This is a genomic window from Streptomyces sp. A1136 (genome assembly GCF_004795055.1).
GTDB lineage: Bacteria > Actinomycetota > Actinomycetes > Streptomycetales > Streptomycetaceae > Streptomyces.
In genome coordinates, this window is record NZ_SSBJ01000007.1 from 94,525 (window position 1) to 113,061 (window position 18,537).

At 72.6% G+C, this 18,537-nt stretch carries 16 protein-coding genes, 1 tRNA gene, 1 pseudogene and 1 riboswitch; of the genes and pseudogenes, 3 read left to right on the top strand and 15 right to left on the bottom strand.

Translation table 11 applies throughout. The annotated features are described in order from the left end of the window. Positions 1 to 88 precede the first annotated feature (88 nt). Positions 89 to 162, bottom strand: a tRNA-Pro gene (locus E6R62_RS09005). Positions 163 to 321: 159 nt separating this feature from the next. Here E6R62_RS09005 and E6R62_RS09010 point away from each other — a divergent pair. Further along, on the top strand, positions 322 to 1,023 hold the full coding sequence (locus tag E6R62_RS09010; RefSeq protein WP_136212799.1) for a transketolase: 702 nt from the start codon (positions 322 to 324) through the stop codon (positions 1,021 to 1,023). Between the two features lie 29 nt (positions 1,024 to 1,052). Next, positions 1,053 to 1,961, top strand: coding sequence for a transketolase family protein (locus tag E6R62_RS09015; RefSeq protein WP_136212800.1), 909 nt, complete (start codon positions 1,053 to 1,055; stop codon positions 1,959 to 1,961). Positions 1,962 to 1,970: 9 nt separating this feature from the next. On the opposite strand, the gene E6R62_RS09020 is transcribed toward E6R62_RS09015, so the two are convergent. From E6R62_RS09020 to E6R62_RS09055, 8 genes are all read right to left on the bottom strand, one after another. Then, complete coding sequence (locus tag E6R62_RS09020) at positions 1,971 to 2,516, bottom strand: GAF domain-containing protein (protein ID WP_136212801.1); 546 nt, start codon at positions 2,514 to 2,516, stop codon at positions 1,971 to 1,973. 19 nt (positions 2,517 to 2,535) lie between these two features. Next, positions 2,536 to 3,150, bottom strand: coding sequence for an ATP/GTP-binding protein (locus tag E6R62_RS09025; protein WP_136212802.1), 615 nt, complete (start codon positions 3,148 to 3,150; stop codon positions 2,536 to 2,538). Then, a complete protein-coding gene (locus E6R62_RS09030; protein WP_136212803.1) occupies positions 3,128 to 3,550 on the bottom strand; it encodes a DUF742 domain-containing protein in 423 nt (140 codons plus the stop codon). Before E6R62_RS09030 ends, E6R62_RS09025 begins: the two co-directional genes overlap by 23 nt. Further along, the gene (locus E6R62_RS09035) at positions 3,547 to 3,978 is read right to left on the bottom strand and encodes a roadblock/LC7 domain-containing protein (RefSeq protein ID WP_136212804.1); all 432 of its coding nucleotides are present in this window, start codon (positions 3,976 to 3,978) and stop codon (positions 3,547 to 3,549) included. The genes E6R62_RS09030 and E6R62_RS09035 overlap by 4 nt, the downstream gene beginning before the upstream one ends. Before the next feature lie 81 nt (positions 3,979 to 4,059). After that, positions 4,060 to 5,724 (bottom strand): sensor histidine kinase KdpD, encoded by a 1,665-nt coding sequence (locus E6R62_RS09040; RefSeq protein ID WP_240801561.1) that lies wholly within the window; start codon positions 5,722 to 5,724, stop codon positions 4,060 to 4,062. 236 nt (positions 5,725 to 5,960) lie between these two features. Next, on the bottom strand, positions 5,961 to 7,160 hold the full coding sequence (locus E6R62_RS09045) for an MBL fold metallo-hydrolase (protein ID WP_136212806.1): 1,200 nt from the start codon (positions 7,158 to 7,160) through the stop codon (positions 5,961 to 5,963). A 149-nt stretch (positions 7,161 to 7,309) separates the two neighbouring features. After that, entirely contained in the window at positions 7,310 to 8,095 is a 786-nt protein-coding gene (locus tag E6R62_RS09050; RefSeq protein ID WP_136212807.1) for an SGNH/GDSL hydrolase family protein, read from the bottom strand. A 162-nt stretch (positions 8,096 to 8,257) separates the two neighbouring features. After that, positions 8,258 to 9,229: a M23 family metallopeptidase gene (locus E6R62_RS09055; protein WP_136212808.1), complete on the bottom strand. Its 972-nt coding sequence runs from the start codon at positions 9,227 to 9,229 to the stop codon at positions 8,258 to 8,260. 4 nt (positions 9,230 to 9,233) lie between these two features. Further along, positions 9,234 to 9,406: riboswitch (cyclic di-AMP (ydaO/yuaA leader) on the bottom strand. 358 nt (positions 9,407 to 9,764) lie between these two features. Between E6R62_RS09055 and E6R62_RS09060 the strand changes: the two genes are divergently transcribed. Further along, a complete protein-coding gene (locus E6R62_RS09060) occupies positions 9,765 to 10,571 on the top strand; it encodes a tyrosine-protein phosphatase (protein WP_136212809.1) in 807 nt (268 codons plus the stop codon). Positions 10,572 to 10,614: 43 nt separating this feature from the next. Here the strand turns inward: E6R62_RS09060 and E6R62_RS09065 are convergent, their stop codons facing one another. The 6 genes and pseudogenes from E6R62_RS09065 to hpnE form a co-directional block, all read right to left on the bottom strand. After that, positions 10,615 to 12,018: an aspartate aminotransferase family protein gene (locus E6R62_RS09065; protein ID WP_136212810.1), complete on the bottom strand. Its 1,404-nt coding sequence runs from the start codon at positions 12,016 to 12,018 to the stop codon at positions 10,615 to 10,617. Beyond that, positions 12,015 to 13,046, bottom strand: a complete 1,032-nt coding sequence (hpnH, locus tag E6R62_RS09070; protein ID WP_136212811.1) for an adenosyl-hopene transferase HpnH — start codon at positions 13,044 to 13,046, stop codon at positions 12,015 to 12,017. The genes E6R62_RS09065 and hpnH overlap by 4 nt, the downstream gene beginning before the upstream one ends. Positions 13,047 to 13,051: 5 nt before the next feature. Beyond that, positions 13,052 to 13,699 carry a 1-hydroxy-2-methyl-2-butenyl 4-diphosphate reductase gene (locus E6R62_RS09075; protein ID WP_136212812.1) on the bottom strand — a complete coding sequence of 216 codons (648 nt, stop codon included), beginning with the start codon at positions 13,697 to 13,699 and terminating at the stop codon, positions 13,052 to 13,054. A 164-nt stretch (positions 13,700 to 13,863) separates the two neighbouring features. Continuing rightward, positions 13,864 to 15,810, bottom strand: a pseudogene (gene shc, locus E6R62_RS09080) (squalene--hopene cyclase); the annotation flags it as partial. Between the two features lie 130 nt (positions 15,811 to 15,940). Beyond that, positions 15,941 to 17,107 carry a polyprenyl synthetase family protein gene (locus tag E6R62_RS09085; protein WP_240801562.1) on the bottom strand — a complete coding sequence of 389 codons (1,167 nt, stop codon included), beginning with the start codon at positions 17,105 to 17,107 and terminating at the stop codon, positions 15,941 to 15,943. Further along, positions 17,104 to 18,477, bottom strand: a complete 1,374-nt coding sequence (hpnE, locus tag E6R62_RS09090; protein ID WP_136212814.1) for a hydroxysqualene dehydroxylase HpnE — start codon at positions 18,475 to 18,477, stop codon at positions 17,104 to 17,106. Before hpnE ends, E6R62_RS09085 begins: the two co-directional genes overlap by 4 nt. Positions 18,478 to 18,537: the final 60 nt, after the last annotated feature.

Sequence of the window (18,537 nt, forward strand, 5' to 3'; positions counted from 1 at the left end):
GTGGTCGCCCGCACCTCCGGGCCGGGACAGACAGAAAGGCCGCCCTCTCATGGTTGAGAGAACGGCCTCCGACGTGCGTAAAGCACAGTCGGGACGACAGGATTTGAACCTGCGACCCCTTGACCCCCAGTCAAGTGCGCTACCAAGCTGCGCCACGTCCCGATGCCTGCTGACCTGGGGATTTCCCCTGGCTGAACTGGCAGGGAAACAATACCGCACTTACCGGGGTGGTCGCGCGCACATTCCGCGGGGCCACGCGGTCTGACGGATCGAGGCGGCGGCGCTTGACCTCAAGCGGGCTTGAGGTCGCACGGTAGGTGCATGACACAGACAACCGCGGACGCGGAGTTCCGCCACCAGGACCTGGAACGTCTTATCGCGCTCATGACAGGGGCCGAGAAGCACGGGCCCGCCGCCACCTCCACGCTCGACGTGCTGTGGGTGCTGTACGACCGGGTGCTGCGGGTGGCCCCCGAAACCGCCGATGACGTGGGGCGCGACCGGTTCCTCCTGTCCAAGGGGCACGGCCCCATGGCGTACTACGCCGTCCTCGCGGCCAAGGGGTTCTTCCCCGTCGAATGGCTCGGCGGGTTCGGCGGCTTCGACTCCCCGCTCGGCCACCACCCCGACCGCACCTTGATCCCCGGGGTCGAGATCGGCAGCGGCTCCCTGGGGCACGGTCTGCCGTTGGCCGTCGGGACCGCGCTGGGTCTGCGCGCCCAAGGGCTGGACGAGCCGGCCGTGTGGGTGCTGATCGGGGACGCGGAGCTCGACGAGGGCAGCAACCACGAGGCACTCGCCTACGCGGGCTCCGCCGGCCTGGAGCGGCTGCACACCGTCGTGATCGACAACGACTCGGCGACGCACGGTTGGCCCGGCGGGATCGCCTCCCGCTTCGAGGCCGCCGGCTGGTCCGCGACCACCGTCGACGGGCGGGACCACGCCGCCCTGCACGCCGCCTTCACGGCGCCGCACCCCGGCAGGCCGCACGCGGTCGTCGCCCGCGTCGAGAAGAAGTTCTGAGACCACACACAGCAAGGGGCAGGGGAGACATGGACACCATGCGGGAGCGGTTCATCACCGTCACGTCGGAGATGCTCGACGAGGACCCCCGGTTGGCACTCGTGCTCGCGGAGATCACCATGGACGGGTTCCGGCCCGCCCAGCGGCGCCACCCCGATCGGGTGATCAACGTGGGAATCCGGGAGCAGCTGCTCCTCGGGGTGGGGGGCGGACTCGCCCTGACCGGACTGCGACCGGTCATGCACACCTTCGCCAGTTTTCTGGTGGAGCGGCCGTTCGAGCAGGTCAAGTTGGACTTCGGGCACCAGGGTACGGGCGGCGTCCTCGTCAGCGCGAGCGCGAGCTACGACTGGCCTGCCGGCGGTTTCACCCACATGGCGCCCGGCGACGTGGCCCTCCTCGACACCCTCGACGGGTGGACCGTGCACGTGCCCGGCCACCCCGACGAGGCGCAGGCGCTGCTGCGCGACGCGTACGCCGCCGGGGACGACAAGGTGTACGTCCGCCTCAGCGCGCAGACCAACGCCGAGCCGCGCCCCTCCACCGGGCCGGGCCTGCACACCGTGCGGGAAGGGCGCTCCGGCGTGGTGCTGGCGGTCGGCCCCCTGCTGGACAACGTCCTCGCCGCGACCAAGGGCATGGACGTGACCGTGCTGTACGCGACGACCGTGCGGCCCTTCGACGACGCGGCCCTGCGCGCCGCCGTCGGTCGACGCGCGACGGCCGACGTGGTGCTGGTCGAGCCGTACCTCGCCGGTACCTCCACCGCCGCCGCTAACGACGCCCTCGGCGACCTCCCGCACCGGGTGCTGGGCCTGGGCGTCGGCCGCGCCGAACTGCGGCGCTACGGAACCATCGCGGAGCACATCGCCGCCCACGGCCTCGACCCCCGTTCGCTCAGGGAGCGGATCTCCGCGTTCCTGCGGCCGGGCGTCTGAGGCTCCGGCTCAACGACCCGCGTCCTCGCGGCCCCGCAGGAGTTCCCCCAGTTCCGCCGCGAGGGCCTTCACCGTCCCCAGCCCCTCCGTCCCCCAGCGCCTCGGCACCACGTCCACAGCGCACACCGTCCCGAGGACGACACCCCGCCGGTCCGTGAACGGCGCCCCCGCGTACGAGCGCACCCCGCTGCCGTCCACGACGGCGTTGCCCGCGAAGCGCGCGAAGTCCCGTACGTCCTCCAGCACCAACGCCCGGCGCCGGACGACCACATGAGGGCAGTATCCGAGGTCGCGGGTCAGTACGCGGGCCGGGTAACCGCTCGGCGGGGCGTCGGGGCGGTGGTGGAGGCCCGCGAAGAACTGCCGTTCCTCGGCGACGAAGTTGACCCCCGCGTACGGCGCGTCCAGGGTCTCGGTGATCCGCCGCGCGAAGGCGTCCAGTTCCGCGTCGGGCCGCTCCCCCAGCCCCAGCTCGCGCAGCCGGACCGCTCGGGCGGGCGCTTCCCGGTCCACCGGGGTGAGCAGCAGGTGGCCGGTCGATTCGTAGTAGGTCATGACGGTTCCCCCGATCCTCCTAAGTGGCCGCGTCCGCCGCTCGCGCGGACCCGGCATCGGACAGCAGGTGGTGGACGAGGGCGGCCAGTGCCCCCGTGCCGGACCCGGCAAGCCGCGCGTCACACCGCACGACGGGTACCTCGGGTCCGAGCCCCACCGCCTCCCGGACCTCGCCGGGCGTGTACCGGTGGCAGCCGTCGAACTCGTTGACGGCGACGACGAAGGCGATCCCGCGCCGTTCGAAGAAGTCCACGGCCGGGAAACAGTCCGCGAGGCGGCGCGTGTCGGCCAGGACCACCGCTCCGAGCGCGCCCGCGCACAGCTCCTCCCAGAGGAACCAGAAGCGCTGCTGTCCGGGCGTGCCGAAGAGGTACAGGACGTGGCCCCGGTCGAGGGTGATCCGGCCGAAGTCCAGGGCGACCGTGGTCGTCGTCTTCGCCTCCACCCCTTCCAGCGGGTCTTCCAGCGGATCGGCCCCCTCGCCGAGGTCGCTCAGCGGCGCCTCGGTGCACAGCGGTTCGATCTCGCTCACCGCGCCCACGAAAGTCGTCTTGCCCGCCCCGAACCCGCCCGCGACCAGGATCTTCAAGGTCGCGGGCAGGCCCCGGTCGTCACAGCCTTCGGCGTAGGCCATCGAGCACCGCCCGCAGCAGGTCGATGTCGTCGGCGGCGAAGGTGTCACCGCCCGGGAAGCGGGGCCCCCGCGCCTCGACGGCCCCGTGCTCCACCAGATCGGACAGCAGCACCTTCACCACCCCGGCCGGGAGCCCCAACTGCCCGGCCACCTCGGCGACCGTCACCGCCGACGCGCCGGCGCACAAGCGCAGCGCGAGGGCGTGTTCGGCGCCCAGCGGCGCACGCGGGCGTACGCCGGTCGCGGTTACCAGCGAGAGCAGGTCGAGGGCGACGGCGGGCCGGGTCCGGCCGCCGCTCGCCGTGTACGGCCGCATGACGCGGCCCGCCGTATCGTCGAGCCAGGGGGCCGTGTCCCACCCCGTGCCGGCTCCGTACGCCCCCCGTGCCGCGGCCCTCATCGCTCCGTGTCGGCGACGGTCCGCCGAGGTGCGGCCGCCAGGTAGGGACGTACGCTCTTCACCAGCATCGCCATCTCGTAGCCCAGCACACCCGCGTCGGCGTCCCGGTCCGCGAGTACCGCCAGGCAGGTGCCGGCCCCGGCCGCCGATACGAAGACCAGCGCCGTGTCGAGTTCCACCACCACCTGCCGGACCTCGGCGCCCTCCGCGAACCGGGAACCGGCGCTGCGGCCCAGCGAGTACAGCCCCGAGGCCAGCGCCGCCATGTGGTCGGCGCTGTCGGCGTCCAGGCCGTGCGCACAGCCGACGAGCCCGTCCGCCGTGAGCAGCACCGCGCTGCGCGTGTACGGCACCCGTTGGACAAGACCGCTCAGCAGCCAGTCGAGATCGGAGAGTCGGCTCGTCCTGGTCGCCACTTCGCCGCTCATGGGGGTGTGCTCCTTGCCGGGGTGGGGGGTGGGGAGGGGGATGGGGAAGGCAGGGGACGCGGGTCCCGGCGCCGGGCGCCGTCACGGCCGGGGCTCCGACTCGGCGCGCTCGAAGCCGCGTTGGAAGGACGCCATCAGGTCCGGATCGTGTACCGGGGGCTCGGCTTCCGGGGTGCGGCGCGGGGCCGGGGCCTCACGCAGTTCGGGTACGACGTGCTCTTGGGCGCGTCGCCGGGGCAACACCGGCCGGTCGGCGTCCCGGTCCGGGTCCCTCCGCGCGGCGGGCACGGTGAAGGCGACCGGGACCGGGCCGGTGTGGACATCGGCGGCGTCGGCGAAGCCGGGGCCGGGTTCCGGGACGGCGTACGGAACCGGCACCGCCTCCCGCTCCGGCACCGGGAGCGGTTCCGTACGCGGCGCCCCGGGGACCGGCTCGGCCCACGCCGGCACCGTCGGCCCCGGGTCCACCGGCTCGGGCGGACGCGGCGCGGGAGCGGTCGTCCGTACCGGTTCCAGCGGGGGCGTCCACGCCCCCGCCGCCGTCCCCCACGAGGTGGCCCGCGCGCCCCCGTGGGCGTCGGCGGGGTTCGGCGCCTGCTCGCCCAGCAGTTCCTGCGGCAGGACGAGCACCGCGAGCACACCGCCGTAGATGTTGGACTTGAGCTCGACGGCCACCCCGTGCCTGCGCGCCAGCGCCGACACCACGAAGAGGCCGATCCGGCCGTCCGCCAGCAGGTGACGTACGTCGATCCGCTCCGGATCGCCCAGCAGGGCGTTCATGCGGTGCTGCTCCTCGGCCGGCATGCCCAGCCCCCGGTCCTCCACCTCGACCGCGATCCCGGCGGTGACGCGTTCCGCGCGCACCACCACGTCGGTGTCGGGGGCGGAGAAGACGGTGGCGTTCTCGATGAGTTCGGCCAGCAGGTGGACGACGTCGGCGACGGCGTGCCCACGGACGGTGCCGCCCGCCGGGGGGACCACCTTGACGCGCGTGTACTGCTCGACCTCCGCGACGGAGGAGCGCAGCACCTCGCTCAGGTCGATGGGCCGGGTCCACTGCCGCCGGGAGGCGGCGCCCCCGAGCACGGCGAGGTTCTCGGCGTGGCGCCGGATGCGGGTGGCGAGGTGGTCGACGTGGAAGAGCTCTTTGAGCAGGTCGGGGTCCTCGACCGTGTCCTCCAGGTCGTCCAGCAACGAGATCTCGCGGTGCACGAGGGATTGGAGCCGACGCGCGAGGTTGACGAAGACCTCGACCTTGCGGTCGCTGTCGGACGGGACGACCTGCCCGGCCAGCCGGACCAGGGTCCCGTACGCCTGTTCGCGCGCACCGCGCAGTTCCTGCCCGAGCAGCCAGAACTCGTCCAGCCGCGCGGGGTCCGCGCCCGGCGGCGGCCCGCCCGGACCGCTTCGGACCGGGCCGGGCGGGATCTCGCCCCGCTCCAGCCGGTCGAGGGCCGCCCGCAGTTCTTGACGGCCGCGCAGGCTGGAGCGGCGCAGGGACTCGCAGCGTTCGCGCACCGCCATGGCGGCGCGCCGTCCCCCGAGCAGGGCGGCGGCGAGCGCGCCGACCACGAGCAGTCCGCAGCCGGTGAGGACGGGCCAGAGCCGGGGGTCCCGGGCGCCCGCGCCGCCGCCGAGCTGCAACGTGAAGATCACGGCGGCCGCGCCGCTGAGCCCGGCGGCGAGCGTGGGCAGGACGGCGGCCCGGACCAGTTGGGGGCGTAACTGCCGACCGGGACCGGTCACGGCGTGTCTCGACGGAGCGTGGCGGGCGGCGCGGTATCCGGACATCGGGGTCCTCGGTACGTGGGGCACGGGCCCCCGGGGTCGCCGGGGCCCGGTGTTGATCACCGGATACCCACGCTAGACCGCACGCTCCCGCCCGGGACGGCGAGTTGGGCAAGTTCACCGGGGTGCTTACCGCCTGGGAAGGAGCGCTCGTACGACAGCCCGAATCCGCCGCCCCGCCCCGCGCCGCGCCGCTACGAGCCCACGGCCTCCGGTTCCTCCCGGGTGACCACCGGCGCCCGCTCGGCCGCCACCGGCCGCGGGTGTCCGGCCGGTACGGGCGAGCCGTTCGCGACGAAGGGACGCCACCACGGCTCGGCCGGCGCGTCCGCGGCGCCCGGCTCGAAGGGCTGGCCGGGTACCGGCAGGGCGATCGCCGCACCGGCCGTCTGGGCCGCCGCGAAGGTGCCCTCGCCGGGCTCGTCCCACGGGTGCGGGGCCAGGTTGAAGGTGCCCCAGTGGATCGGCAGCATGGTGCCGCTCGGTGTTCCGCCCTGGAGGTCGAGGTGGGCGCGCATGCCCTCCTGCGGGGTCATGTGGATGTCGGGCCAGTACTCGGAGTACGCCCCGATCTGGATCATCGTGGCGTCGAACGGGCCGTGCTCGGCGCCGATCTCCTCGAAGCCCGGGAAGTAGCCCGTGTCGCCGCTGTGGTAGATCCGGTGCGCGTCGCCCGCGACCACCCAGGACGCCCACAGGGTGAACTGCTGGTTGCGCAGGCCCCGCCCGCAGAAGTGCCGCGCGGGCGTGGCGGTGAGGGACAGCCCGGCGACCTTGGTGCTCTCGTTCCAATCGAGCTCGCGCAGCCGGTCCGCCGGGACTCCCCAGCGCTCCAGGTGCGCGCCGACGCCGAGCGGCACGGCGAAGACCGTGTCCGTGCCGGCCAGCGCCTTGATGGTCGGCAGGTCGAGGTGGTCGTAGTGGTCGTGCGAGATCACCACGACGTCGACCTCGCCCAGCGAGGCCAGCGGTACCGGCACCGGGTGCAGTCGCTTCGGTCCGGCGAAGGGGAAGGGGGAGCACCGCTCCCCCCACACCGGGTCGAACAGCACCCGGCGGCCGTCGATCTCGGCGAGGACGCTGGAATGCCCCATCCAGGTCAGCCGCAACCCGCTCGCCGGCGGCTTGGCCAGCTCGGCCAAGGTCGTCGGGTACACGGGGATCGGCGCGCCGGGGCTGCGCCGCAGGCGCTGCTCCTTGTGGAAGTAGATCTTGGCGAACTCGGCCATGGAGCCGGAAGGCCTGGTCCGGGCCCCCACCGGGTTCTGGAAGACCCCGTCGGCGAAGTTGGGCGAGCGCAGGATGCGCTCCAGCCGCGCGCCGGACGGGTCCGCGCCGAAGGCTTCGGGCCGCAGGGCGCGCAGCCGGGGACGCAGGGGACGGGAGCCGGACAAGGCGCCTCCTGTGAGGATGGGGGCAGGACGGTCGTACGTGTCTACGACCATCCCAACGCACACCGGCCCCCGAGGATTCCGCTTGCGGCCCCCGGCGTGTCGCGCCGCCCGGTCCCCTTCGCCCCGCCGCGCCCCCCGTCGCCCGCTCCCTACAGCGGCAGCAGGTCCGGCCGCTTCGCCTCGACGTGGTCCCCGGAGGACTCGCCGCGCAGCCGCCGCCCGATCCAGGGCACCAGGTGTTCGCGCGCCCACTGGACGTTGTCCCGGGTGACGTCCACCGAGCCGCGCGGCCGCTCCGGCGGCCACGGCTGGTCGGGGTCGGCGGGTACGTCCAGGCCGAGCACCTGGGCGGCCCGCAGCGCGACCCGGGTGTGTCCCTCGGGCGAGAGGTGCAGCCGGTCGGTGTCCCACGCCCGCCTGTCCTGGACGGACTTGAGGGACCAGAGGTCGAGCACCGGGCAGTCGTACCGGTCGGCGATGGCGCGCACGTGTGCGCTGTACGTCGCCACCTTGCCCCTCAGGTGCTTGAGGACCGGCACGCCCCGGGTGTCGAACCCGGTCGTGATCATGACCTGGCCGACGGAACCCGCGAGGTCGGCGACGGCCGCCTCGAAACGTTCCGCCACGTCGTCCGGGTCGGTTCCCGGACGGATGATGTCGTTGCCCCCCGCGCAGAAGGTGACCAGGTCGGGTGCCAGGGCCTTGGCCCTCGGGACCTGCTCGGCCACGATCTGGTCGAGGACCTTCCCCCGAACGGCCAGGTTCGCGTACCGGAAATCGTGTTCTTCCCGCTGATCGGCCAGGAGTACGGCCAACCGGTCCGCCCAGCCGAGATACGAATCCCCGGGTCCCGGGTCCCCTACGCCCTCGGTGAAGCTGTCCCCGATCGCCGCGTACGAGCCGATGGTCTTGAGTGTCGTCTTCGTCGCTGCCACAGCACCACATACTTCACCCCCGCGGGCGACCTACGCCAACGTAAGCGGGGTTTGACGGACCGTGATCTACGCCACGATGCACATGAGGAATAAGAAACGCGTGAGGCCGGAACCCCTCGGGGTCCCGGCCTCACGGGTGCGCACGCCCACGCCGCGGTGACGTCAGACGTTGACGCCCTTGGAGCGCAGGTAGGCCAGCGGGTCGATGTCCGAACCGTACGAGGGACCGGTGCGGATCTCGAAGTGGAGGTGCGGACCGGTCACGTTGCCGGTGGCGCCGGAGAGCCCGATGCGCTGGCCGGCGGTGACGCTCTGGCCGACCGAGACGGACAACTGCGAGAGGTGGCCGTACTGGGAGTACTTGCCGTCGGCGTGCCGGATCACGACCTCGTTGCCGTACGCCCCGCCCCAGCCGGCGGTGACCACGGTGCCGGCGCCGACCGCCTTGACGGTGGTGCCGGTGCTCGCGATGAAGTCCACGCCCGTGTGGTAACCGGAGGACCACATGCTGCCCGCGAGCTTGTAGGGGGTGGAGGTCCCGCCGTCGACCGGGGCGACGAAACCGGACGCCGTGACGGCACCGGTGGCGGAGCCGGAGCCCTGCGCGGACGGGGCGGCCGCCGGGGTGTCGGCGGAACCGCTGCCGGAGCCGGACTCGGAGGGCGCCTCAGCCTTGGCGGAGGAGCGGTGGGAGGAGGTCGGAGCCGAAGCCGAGCCGGTGCCGCGCGGGGCCGTCTTCGCGGGGGCGCCGTCCCGGTGCCCGTCGTGGTCGCCGAGGGTCAGCTTGAGGCCCGGGTGGATGAGGGAGGGGTCCGCACCGACGGCCTCGCGGTTGTCGGCGTACAGCCGCTCCCAGCCGCCGGACAGGTGGCGGTCGGCGGCGATCTTCGACAGGTAGTCGCCGGGGACGACGGTGTAGACGCCCGGGGCCGCGGCCGGGGCCGCGGCGATCGCGGCCGGCTGGGACGCGGGGAGCTGCGCGGACCGGACCGGCTGGCCGGCGGCCGGGGCGGCGTGGGCGCCGGCGGCGCCCATCAGCGGCAGGGCCAGGGCCGCGCCGCCGGTACCGGCGGCGGCCAGTCCGCGGGACATGGCACGGGACTTCGGGCGGCGGTGCTTGCCGTGAGCGGGCATGACGAATTCCTCTCCGTCGCCTGCGAGGTGAGCTGTCGGGTTCGGACTGGAGATGTCCGGCCGTACGCGCCAGCGACGCACGACTTCACCCCGAGCCGTTCCGGCGGGAAGCTCCGGAACAGCGGCTTACCTGGTTCCCCCGCTCCTGCCGCGCGCGTGAATAGTCGGGTGCGGTTCCCGGGCGGCGGCAGGATTCGGCGGTCCACCCGGATCGATCGCGAAGGTAATCCAGCGGGGCCGTGCACAACAAGCCATGAATTCCCTGACGCAATAGCAGATTTGAATGGGCCACAGAATTCCGGTCACCCTCCGTCCATTCCGTCCCCCCAACCACCCTCGCGACAAGGGAATTCGGGTTTCGCGATCAGGCACGCTCGGTCACCGTATGATCTGGCTCACGGGGTCCGGCGTGATCTCGCCCCCGTATATGGCAAGTTATTTCCAACCGGCTCAATTCGGACAGCGCGACGCGACCCGGCGGTCGGTGCCCGCCGCCCCGTCCGCGAGGCCCACGACGATACGGAGGACTTGGCCCATGACCCAGCAGATTGCCGTCAACCCGCCCACGGAGCCCGAACTGTCCGGAGTGCGCAATTTCCGCGATGTCGGCGGACTGCCCACCACCGACGGACGAAGGGTCAGATCGGGAGTTCTCTACCGAAGCGGACATCTGGCACATGCCACCGAAACCGACGTGGAATTCCTCACCTCGCTCGGCCTCCACACCGTTTTCGACTTCCGCAACGGGGCCGACCACGCGCTGGAAGGGCCGGACGTCGAACTGCCCGGCGTCCGCAACGTGAACATTCCGCTGACGGACCCGGCGGACGGCCGGGAGTTCTGGACGATGGTCCGCGACGGCGACCTGGGGCAGCTCCGGGGCCTCCTCGGCGAGGGAAGGGCCGCCGCCCGCATGCGGAACTCCTACCGGGCGATCATCACGGACCGGACGGCCGAACACAGCCGGGTCGTGCACGCGCTCGCCCAGGACAGCGTCCCGGCCCTGATGCACTGCGCGGCCGGCAAGGACAGGGCGGGACTGTCGATCGCCGTCACGCTGCTCGCCCTGGGGGTCGAGCGCGAGGCGATCGAGGCGGACTACCTGGAATCGAACGCGCCGCACAACCGCTACCGGTTGCTGCGCCGCGACGCATCCCCGGGCGCCCGCTCCCCCGAGGTGACGGAGCTGCTGGCGCCGCTCTTCGACGCCCGCGCCGAGTTCCTCTCCACGGCCTTCGAGACGATCGACGGCACATGGGGCGGCGTCGAGCCCTACCTGGCCGAGGGGCTCGGGCTCACGCCCGCGACCCTCGGCCGGCTCAGGGACCGACTGCTCGACTGAACGACACGACGACGGGGCCGGGCGACGCCCCCGGGGCGGGCCGTCAGCGGTTGCCGACGGCCTGCTTCACCAGCGTCCTGCCGAAGTCCCACATCAAGGCGCCCCCGCCGTGTGCCTCGTCCATGACCTCGCGGAAGGCGCCGACGAACCGGTCCACGTCCCCCTCGTCGATGATCAGCGGCGGGATCAGCTTGATGACCTCCAGGTGGTCTCCGGAGACCTGCGTGAGGATCCGGTGCTTCTGCAACAGCGGCACCACGACCATTTGCGCGAAGAGCCCCTTGCGGGCCGCCTGGAGCATCGTCCAACGGCTGCGCAGCCCCAGGGAGGACGGCCGGCCGAACTCGATGCCGATCATCAGCCCGCGGCCGCGCACCTCGTGCAGCAGCTCGTACTCGTCCACCAGGGCCGCGAGCCGCCCGCGCAGCAGGTCGCCCGTCACCCGGGCGCGGGCCACGATGCCCTCGTCCTCCATGACGGTGAGCACCGCCAGCCCGGCCGCCATCGCCTGCGCGTTGGAGCCGAAGCTCGCGGAGTGCACCAACACCCGGTCCATGGAGGAATAGACCTTCTTGAAGATCCAGTCCTTGCCGAGGGTCGCCCCGACCGGTACGTACCCGCCGGACAGCGCCTTGGCCACGCACACCAGGTCGGGTTCCAACCCCGGTTCGTTCTGGTACGCGTAGAAATCACCGGTACGTCCGAGGCCGGTCTGCACCTCGTCGGCGATCAGCAGCGCCTTGTGGCGGCGCAGCAGGTCCTGCGCCGCGAGCAGGAAGCCGGGCGGCGGCGCGAGGACGCCCTTGCCCTGGATGGGCTCCACCACGAAGGCCGCCACGTCGCCCTTTGCCAGCTCCCGCTCCAGCGCGGTCAGGTCGCCGAGGGCGATCGCGGTGTCGGGCAGCAACGGCGCGAAGCCGTCGCGGAAGCCGCCCTCGCCGTTGACCGACAGGGAGCCGGCGGTCAGGCCGTGGAAGGCGTGGTCGCAGTAGAGGACGCGGGGACGTCCGGTGGCGTACCGGGCGAACTTGAGTGCCGTCTCCACCGCTTCCGTGCCGCTGTTGCCGAAGAAGACCCGGTCGAGGTGGGGGCTGTGGGAGAGCAGCTTCTCGGCCAGCAACCCGGGCAGCGGCTGGCAGTCGAAGCGGGTCAGGTCGGCGAGCTGGGCGTCCAGTACGTCGTGCAGGGCCCGGCGGACGACCGGGTGGTGCCGGCCGAGGCCCATCACGCCGAAGCCGGCGAGCATGTCGAGGTAGTCGTTGCCCTCGGCGTCCCAGAAGTGGGCGCCTTCCGCCCGCTCGTAGACCTTGTCGAAACCGATGGTGTGCAGCATCCGGGGCAGCTGGTGGTTGAGGTGCCGGGCGTGCAGTTCGTACCGCTCGGCGCCGCGTTCGGCCAGCAGGGCCCCGAGGTCGAAGCCCTTGCCCCCTCCCGTCGCGGGCGTCATGCCGACGTGCCGCGATTGCCGCCGATCGTCTCCCTGGCCGCGCGCAGGGACTCCTTGAGGGAGCCCATCGTGGCGAGGACGGCGGTCGGCTCGTACCCGCAGTGCGCCATGCAGTTCGCGCAGCGCGGGTCCTTTCCACGCCCGTACTTGCTCCAGTCGGTGTCGTCGACCAGTTCCCGGTACGTGGGGACGTATCCGTCGCTCATCAGGTAGCAGGGGCGCTGCCAGCCGAAGAGGGAGTAATTCGGAATGGCCCAGGCGGTGCAGGGGAAATCGGCCTTGCCTTCCAGGAAGTCCAGGAAGAGCGGGGAGTGGTTGAGCCGCCAGCGCCGCCGGTTGCCGCCGGCGAATGCCTTCTTGAAGAGTTCCCTGGTCTGCTCGACGCCCAGGAAGTGTTCCTGGTCGGGGGCCTTTTCGTAGGCGTAGGCGGGCGAGATCATCATTTCGTCGACCTTGAGGTCGTCGTTGAGGTAGTTCAGCACCTCGATGATCGTCTGCGGGGTGTCGGTGTTGAAGAAGGTGGAGTTCGTCGTGACCCGGAAGCCGCGCCTCTTGGCCTCCTTGATGGCGGCCACCGCCTCGTCGAAGACGCCTTCCTTGGCCACGGACTCGTCGTGCCGCTCGCGCAGCCCGTCGATGTGCACCGCGAAGGCGAAGTACGGGGAGGGGGTGAACTTCTCCAGCTTCTTGCGGAGCAGCACCGCGTTGGTGCAGAGGAAGACGTACTTCCTGCGGGCGACCAACTGACGCACGATCTCGTGGATCTGGGGGTGCATCAGGGGCTCGCCACCGGCGATGGACACCATGGGCGCCCCGGATTCCAGCACGGCGCCGACGGCCTGGGCGACCGGCATCCGCTGCTTGAGCACCCCCGCCGGGTGCTGGATCTTGCCGCAGCCCTCGCAGGCCAGATTGCAGGCGTAGAGCGGCTCCAGCTCGACGATCAGCGGGAACTTCTCACGCTTGCGCAGCTTCTGTTCGAGAAGATACGTCCCGACCCTGATGGACTGTCGCAACGGCATGGCCATCTGGCTCACCTCCTGGGGAGCAGCAAAGAACGGTGCCAGTCGTAAAACGCGGGCAATAAGGCACGCAATACGCGGAAGGCCGATATTCCTCCGCGAACCGTGCCGATTCGGACGAGCTCATGCTCCGGAGCGTCCACGATCACCCGGACGGCCGCAACCGGACGGCTCGCGCCCCGGGTGGCGGTCCACAGGGTGGCCGCGGATTCCATGTCGACGGCGATAGCGCCGGTGGCGCGCAGATGGGCGCGCTCCTGGCCCCGTACGACGTGGTCCGATCCGGTCAGTGCGCCGGTGTGCACGGTCCGGCCGGGGACCGCCCGGGCCAGTGCCTCGGCGAGCAGGGGGGCGCCGTCGCAGGCGACGGTGCCGCGGGGGTCCCGGGCCTCCTCGGCGACGACCAGGTCGCCCGGGTTCATACCGGGGGCGAGGCCGGCGCAGAAGCCGGTGGCGAGGACGGCGGCCCCGCTCATGCCGGGCGGGGCGAGGGCCCGGATGACGGCCCGCTCGGCGGCGCGCGGGCCCATGCCGGTGCGCAGGACGGTGTACTCGCGCGGCGAACCGCGGTCGCCGCCGCTGCGCAGGGCCAGCCGTTCGATGCGCAGGGCGCAGGCGACCAGCAGCGGCACGGAGGAGGGGTCGGCCCGGTCGCCCATCAGGCCTCCTCGGCCAGGATCGCCGTCGCCTCGCGCACCGGGTCCGCCATGGGCCGGGGCACCGGACCCGCCGCGGTCGCGGGTGCGGGCTCGGACGTGGTCTGGCCCGCGGGCCTCGCCGTGGCCTCGCCCGCGGGCCTCGCCGTGTACCGACCGTCGGGGCCGAAGGGTTCCCCGTACAGGTAGCGGCCCAGGGCAGTCAACGGGAACACCTGCCGGTACAGGTGGTAGTTGATGGAGAAGTCCCAGGGGAAGCCGGTTCCGGTGAAGTACGGCTCGTCCCAGGAGCCGTCCTCGCGCTGGGTGCGTACGAGGTGGGCGACGCCCCGTTCCACGGCCTTGCCCTCGCGTTCGCCGGCCGACAGCAGGGCCATGAGGGCCCACGCGGTCTGGGAGGCGGTGGAGGCGCCTTTCCCGGCCCAGTCGGGGTCCTTGTAGGACCGCTGGTCCTCCCCCCATCCCCCGTCCTCGTTCTGTACGGACTCCAGCCAGGCCACGGCCCGCCGGATCGCGGGGTGGTCGGTGGACAGGCCCGCCGCGGTGAGGGCCGGGACCACCGAGCCCGTGCCGTAGACGTAGTTGGTGCCCCAGCGGCCGAACCAGGCTCCGCCGGGCTCCTGTTCGGCGAGCAGCCAGTCGATGCCGCGCCTTGTACGGGGGTCGCCCGCCTTGCCCTCGACGGCCAGCATCTCGACGACGTGGGCGGTGACGTCGGCGGAGGGCGGGTCGATGACCTCGCCGAAGTCGCAGAAGGGCAGCCGGTTGGGGAAGGGGCTGGTGTTGTCGGCGTCGAAGGCGCCCCAGGCGCCGTTCTTCGACTGCATGCCGAGGTTCCAGGCGACCCCGCGGGCGATGGCCGCCTCGACCTTGGCCGGTTCGGGGTGGGCGATCCGGCGCAGGGCCAGGACCACCTCCGCGGTGTCGTCGATGTCGGGGTAGGTGTCGTTGTGGAACTCGAACGCCCAGCCCCCCGGGGCGAGTCCGGGCCTTCGTACGGCCCAGTCGCCGCTGCGCGTGATCTCCTCCCCCAACATCCAGTCGGCGGCCTTGAGCAGGGCCGGGTGATCGGCCGGGACGCCCGCGTCGGCGAGGGCGATGGCGGCCAGGCAGGTGTCCCAGACCGGCGACTGGCAGGCCTCGATCATGCGGGAGCCGTCCTCGCGCCAGACGGCGAAGCGGTCGAGTGATTCCAGGCCGGCCCGCATCACCGGGTGTCCGAGGTCGTAGCCGAGCAGGTGCAGGGCGATGACGGAGTAGACGGCGGGCGGCTGGATGCCGCCCCAACATCCGTCGTTCTCCTGGCGTTCGATGATCCAGCGGGCGGCGGTGTTCATGGCGGCCCCGCGCAGCCGGCGCGGGGCGAAGCGCCGGTAGACGTGCAGGGCCCTGTCCATGCGCTGGAAGGCGCCGTCCCAACTGAGTAACGGCGCCGCCGGTTTCACCGGGTCGGGGTTTCGCGCGTCGGCGTGCAGCTCGTCCAGCGCGAACGGCGCCGGACGGACCGGGCGCAGGGCGGAGACGACGGTGAGCGGGACGATGGTCTGGCGGGCCCAGCAGCCGAAGTCGTAGATGTTCAGGGGCACCCACGGTGGCAGGAAGACCAGTTCGGGAGGGAGTTCGGGCAGCCGGTCCCACTTCCACCAGCCGAACAGGGCCAGCCAGATCCGGGTGAAGACCCGGGCGGCGGCGATTCCCCCGTGGGCCCGGACCCATGCCGAGGCGCGCGCCATGTGGGGGGCGTCGGGCGGGTCCCCGGCGAGCCGCAGCGCCACGTACGCCTCGACGGTGGCGGACAGTTCGGGCGGTCCGCCGTGGAAGGTGGCCCAGGTGCCGTCCTCGCGTTGCTCGCCCCGGATGAACCGGGCGGCGGCCCGGGTGGTGGCCTCGTCCCGGATGCCGAGGAACTGCCGCAGCAGGAGGTCCTCGGCGTCCATGGTGACGTTGGTCTCCAGGTCGCCCTTCCACCAGCCGGCCGGGTCCTGCCGGTCGAGCAGGTGGCGGGTGGCACGCTCGGTGGCGTCCCGGACCCCGGGCACGGCGCCCGGTGTGGCGGCCGGCTCGCGCGCGGGCCCCGCGCCCGGGGCCCCGCCACCGTCGGTCGTCGCTGTCATGGCTTCCCCTTCGTGCAGTGGTCTCTGCTGTGCTGGGGTCTGCCGTCGGCCGGTGCACGCCTAGGCAGTGCCGAACAGGTGGGCGGCGCCGGCCGGCGACTCATGATTCATATCCGCGCCCGGGCGATAATCACCTCTTGCGCACGACGACGAAGTCGGCGAGGGCGACGAGCTGGTCGCGCACCCGCTGCGGCATGTCGACGTCGTCGAGGGCGCGGATCGCCACGGCGTGCTGGCGGCGGGCCTCGTCGGCGGTCCACTGACGTCCGCCCGCCTCCTCGATGAGGGCGGCGCGAGCGGCGAACTCCTCTTCCGAGAAGTTCTCGAAGTCGTTGCTCTTGGCGTCGGCGGCCAACAGCCGGGCCAGTTCCTCGCAGGCGGGTCCGCCCGCCGCGAGGGCGGCGACGACCGGCAGGGACTTCTTGCGCTGGCGCAGGTCGCTCCAGGTCTGCTTGCCGGTGGCCTCGGGGTCGCCCCAGATGCCGAGCAGGTCGTCGACGGCCTGGAAGGCGAGGCCGAGGTGGTAGCCGTACTCCTCCAGCTTGTCGGCGGTACGGTCGTCCGCGCCGCCGAGCACGGCGCCGATGGAGACCGCGCAGGCGAGCAGGGCGCCGGTCTTGTTGCCCTCCATCTCCAGGCACTCCTCGACGCTGACGCGCTCACGGTGCTCGTAGGAGATGTCCTGCGCCTGGCCGTCGATGAGCTTGCGGCTGGCGGTGGTCAGCCGGCGTGCCGCGCGGCCCGCCTCGACGGTGCCCAGCTCCAGCAGGACCTCGTTGGCGAGGGCGAAGAGCGCGTCGCCGACGAGGATGGCCTGCGCCGGGCCGTGCACCTTCCACACCGTGTCGCGGTGACGGCGCTGCTCGTCGCCGTCCATCAGGTCGTCGTGCAGCAGGGAGAAGTTGTGGACGAGTTCGACGGCGACGGCGCCGGGGATGCCGACCTCGGCGGCGACGCCGGCGGCCTCGGCGGAGAGCAGCGCGAGGGCGGGGCGCACGGCCTTGCCCTGGTCGCCGTCCGCGGGGTTGCCCTGCGCGTCGATCCAGCCGAAGTGGTAGGCGGCGACGGTGTCCATGGGCGGCGCGAGCCGGTCCACGGCGGCGCGGAGCACGGGGGTGGACAGCGTGCGGCCGCGTTCCAGGAGGTCGAGCGTGTCCGCTGCCTCTCCACCGGCCGTGCCCACACTGCCGCCGGTGTTCTCGACAGCCGGATTCCCCGGGTTCACTGGCTCTCCTCTGGTTCCTGTACGTGCTGCTGTGCGTGCTGCGGGTGTACCGCTGGTGCTGGTGGTGGTCATGCCGCCTCTTGCAGGGGGTGTTCGCGGTGGCGGCCGAGCGCGGTGAGTGCGGCGTGCGCCGCGCCCAGTCCGCTGCGGACGGCGCTCTCCATGGTCGCGGGCCAACCGGTGGCGGTCCACGCACCGGCGAGAAACAGCCCCGGCGTGTCGGTCCGGAATCCGGGGCGGAGCCGGCCGACACCGGGGGTGGGGGCGAAGGTGGCGGTGCGTTCGCGCGTGACGAAGAAGTCCCTCACCTTCGCCCCGCGCGCGGCGGGCAGCAGCCGTTCCAGTTCTGGCAGGTACTTGGTCCGCAGCACGGAGACGGGTTCGTCGATGTCGTCCTGGGCGACGGACTGGGACAGGGCCAGGTACTGGCCGCCGTCGGTGAGTCCGGAGGCGTCGGTGCGGTCGAAGACCCACTGCACCGGGGAGCCGAGCGCGGCGAAGAAGGGGCGCCTCAGCACCTTGCGGTCGTAGACGACGTGGACGTTGAGGATGGGGGCGGTGCCGATGTCGAGGAGCTTGTCGGGGTCGGCCAGTGCCCCGGGCGGGAGCAGTCCGTGCGCCTCGCGCTGCGGGACGGCGAGGACAAGCGTGGCGGCGGCGTGGGTTCCGGTCTCGGTGTCCACGCGCCAGTTCCCGTCCTCGGCCCGGGTGACGGCGGTGACGCGGGCGCGCAGTTCGGTGCGCACGCCGGCGGCGTCGAGTTCCTTGCGGGCGAGCGTGTCGTGGAGGTCGCCGAGCGGGACCTTGGCCCAGCCGATGTCGGCGGCGCCGTTCTCGGAGAGCAGGCCGGTCTTGAAGACCATGGCGGCCAGGCCCAGGGAGGACTGGTCGGCGGTGGCGTTGAGGGTGGCGATGCCGACCAGGTCCCAGAGCGCCTCGATGGCGCGCGGGGACTGCCCGTAGCGGCCCAGCCACGTCGCGAAGTCCAGCCCGTCGAGCGCCGGGTCGGCGGGGTCGAGGCGGCGCAGGGCGAGGGCGGCGCGCCCCACGCCCGCGCGTTCGGCGAGGGACAGGTGCGGGTAGCGCGCAAGGGAGGACGCCAGGTGCAGGGGCACGGGCAGGGCGCTGCGGCGCAGTCGGCCCAGCCGCGGTCCCCCCGGGCGGGCGACGTCGAGCACGGGGACGTCGAGCCGCTCCTGCAGCGGCGCCAGGGCGGCACCGCCGACGCGGTCGAGGAACCAGCGGTAGGCGGTGCAGCAGCGGAGGTAGACGTGCTGGCCGTTGTCGACGGTGAGGTCGCCGCGTTTGAAGGAGAAGGCGAGGCCGCCGAGGCGGGGCCGGCTCTCCAGGAGGGTCACCCGCAGTCCGGCGTCGGCGAGTTCAAGGGCGGCGGTGACCCCGGCGAGGCCGCCGCCGACGACCACCGCGTGCTGAGCGGTCATGCGCCCTCCCTCCTCTCCCCGGGGGACGCCGGGGCGTCACGGGAGGTTGCTCCGGCGGCC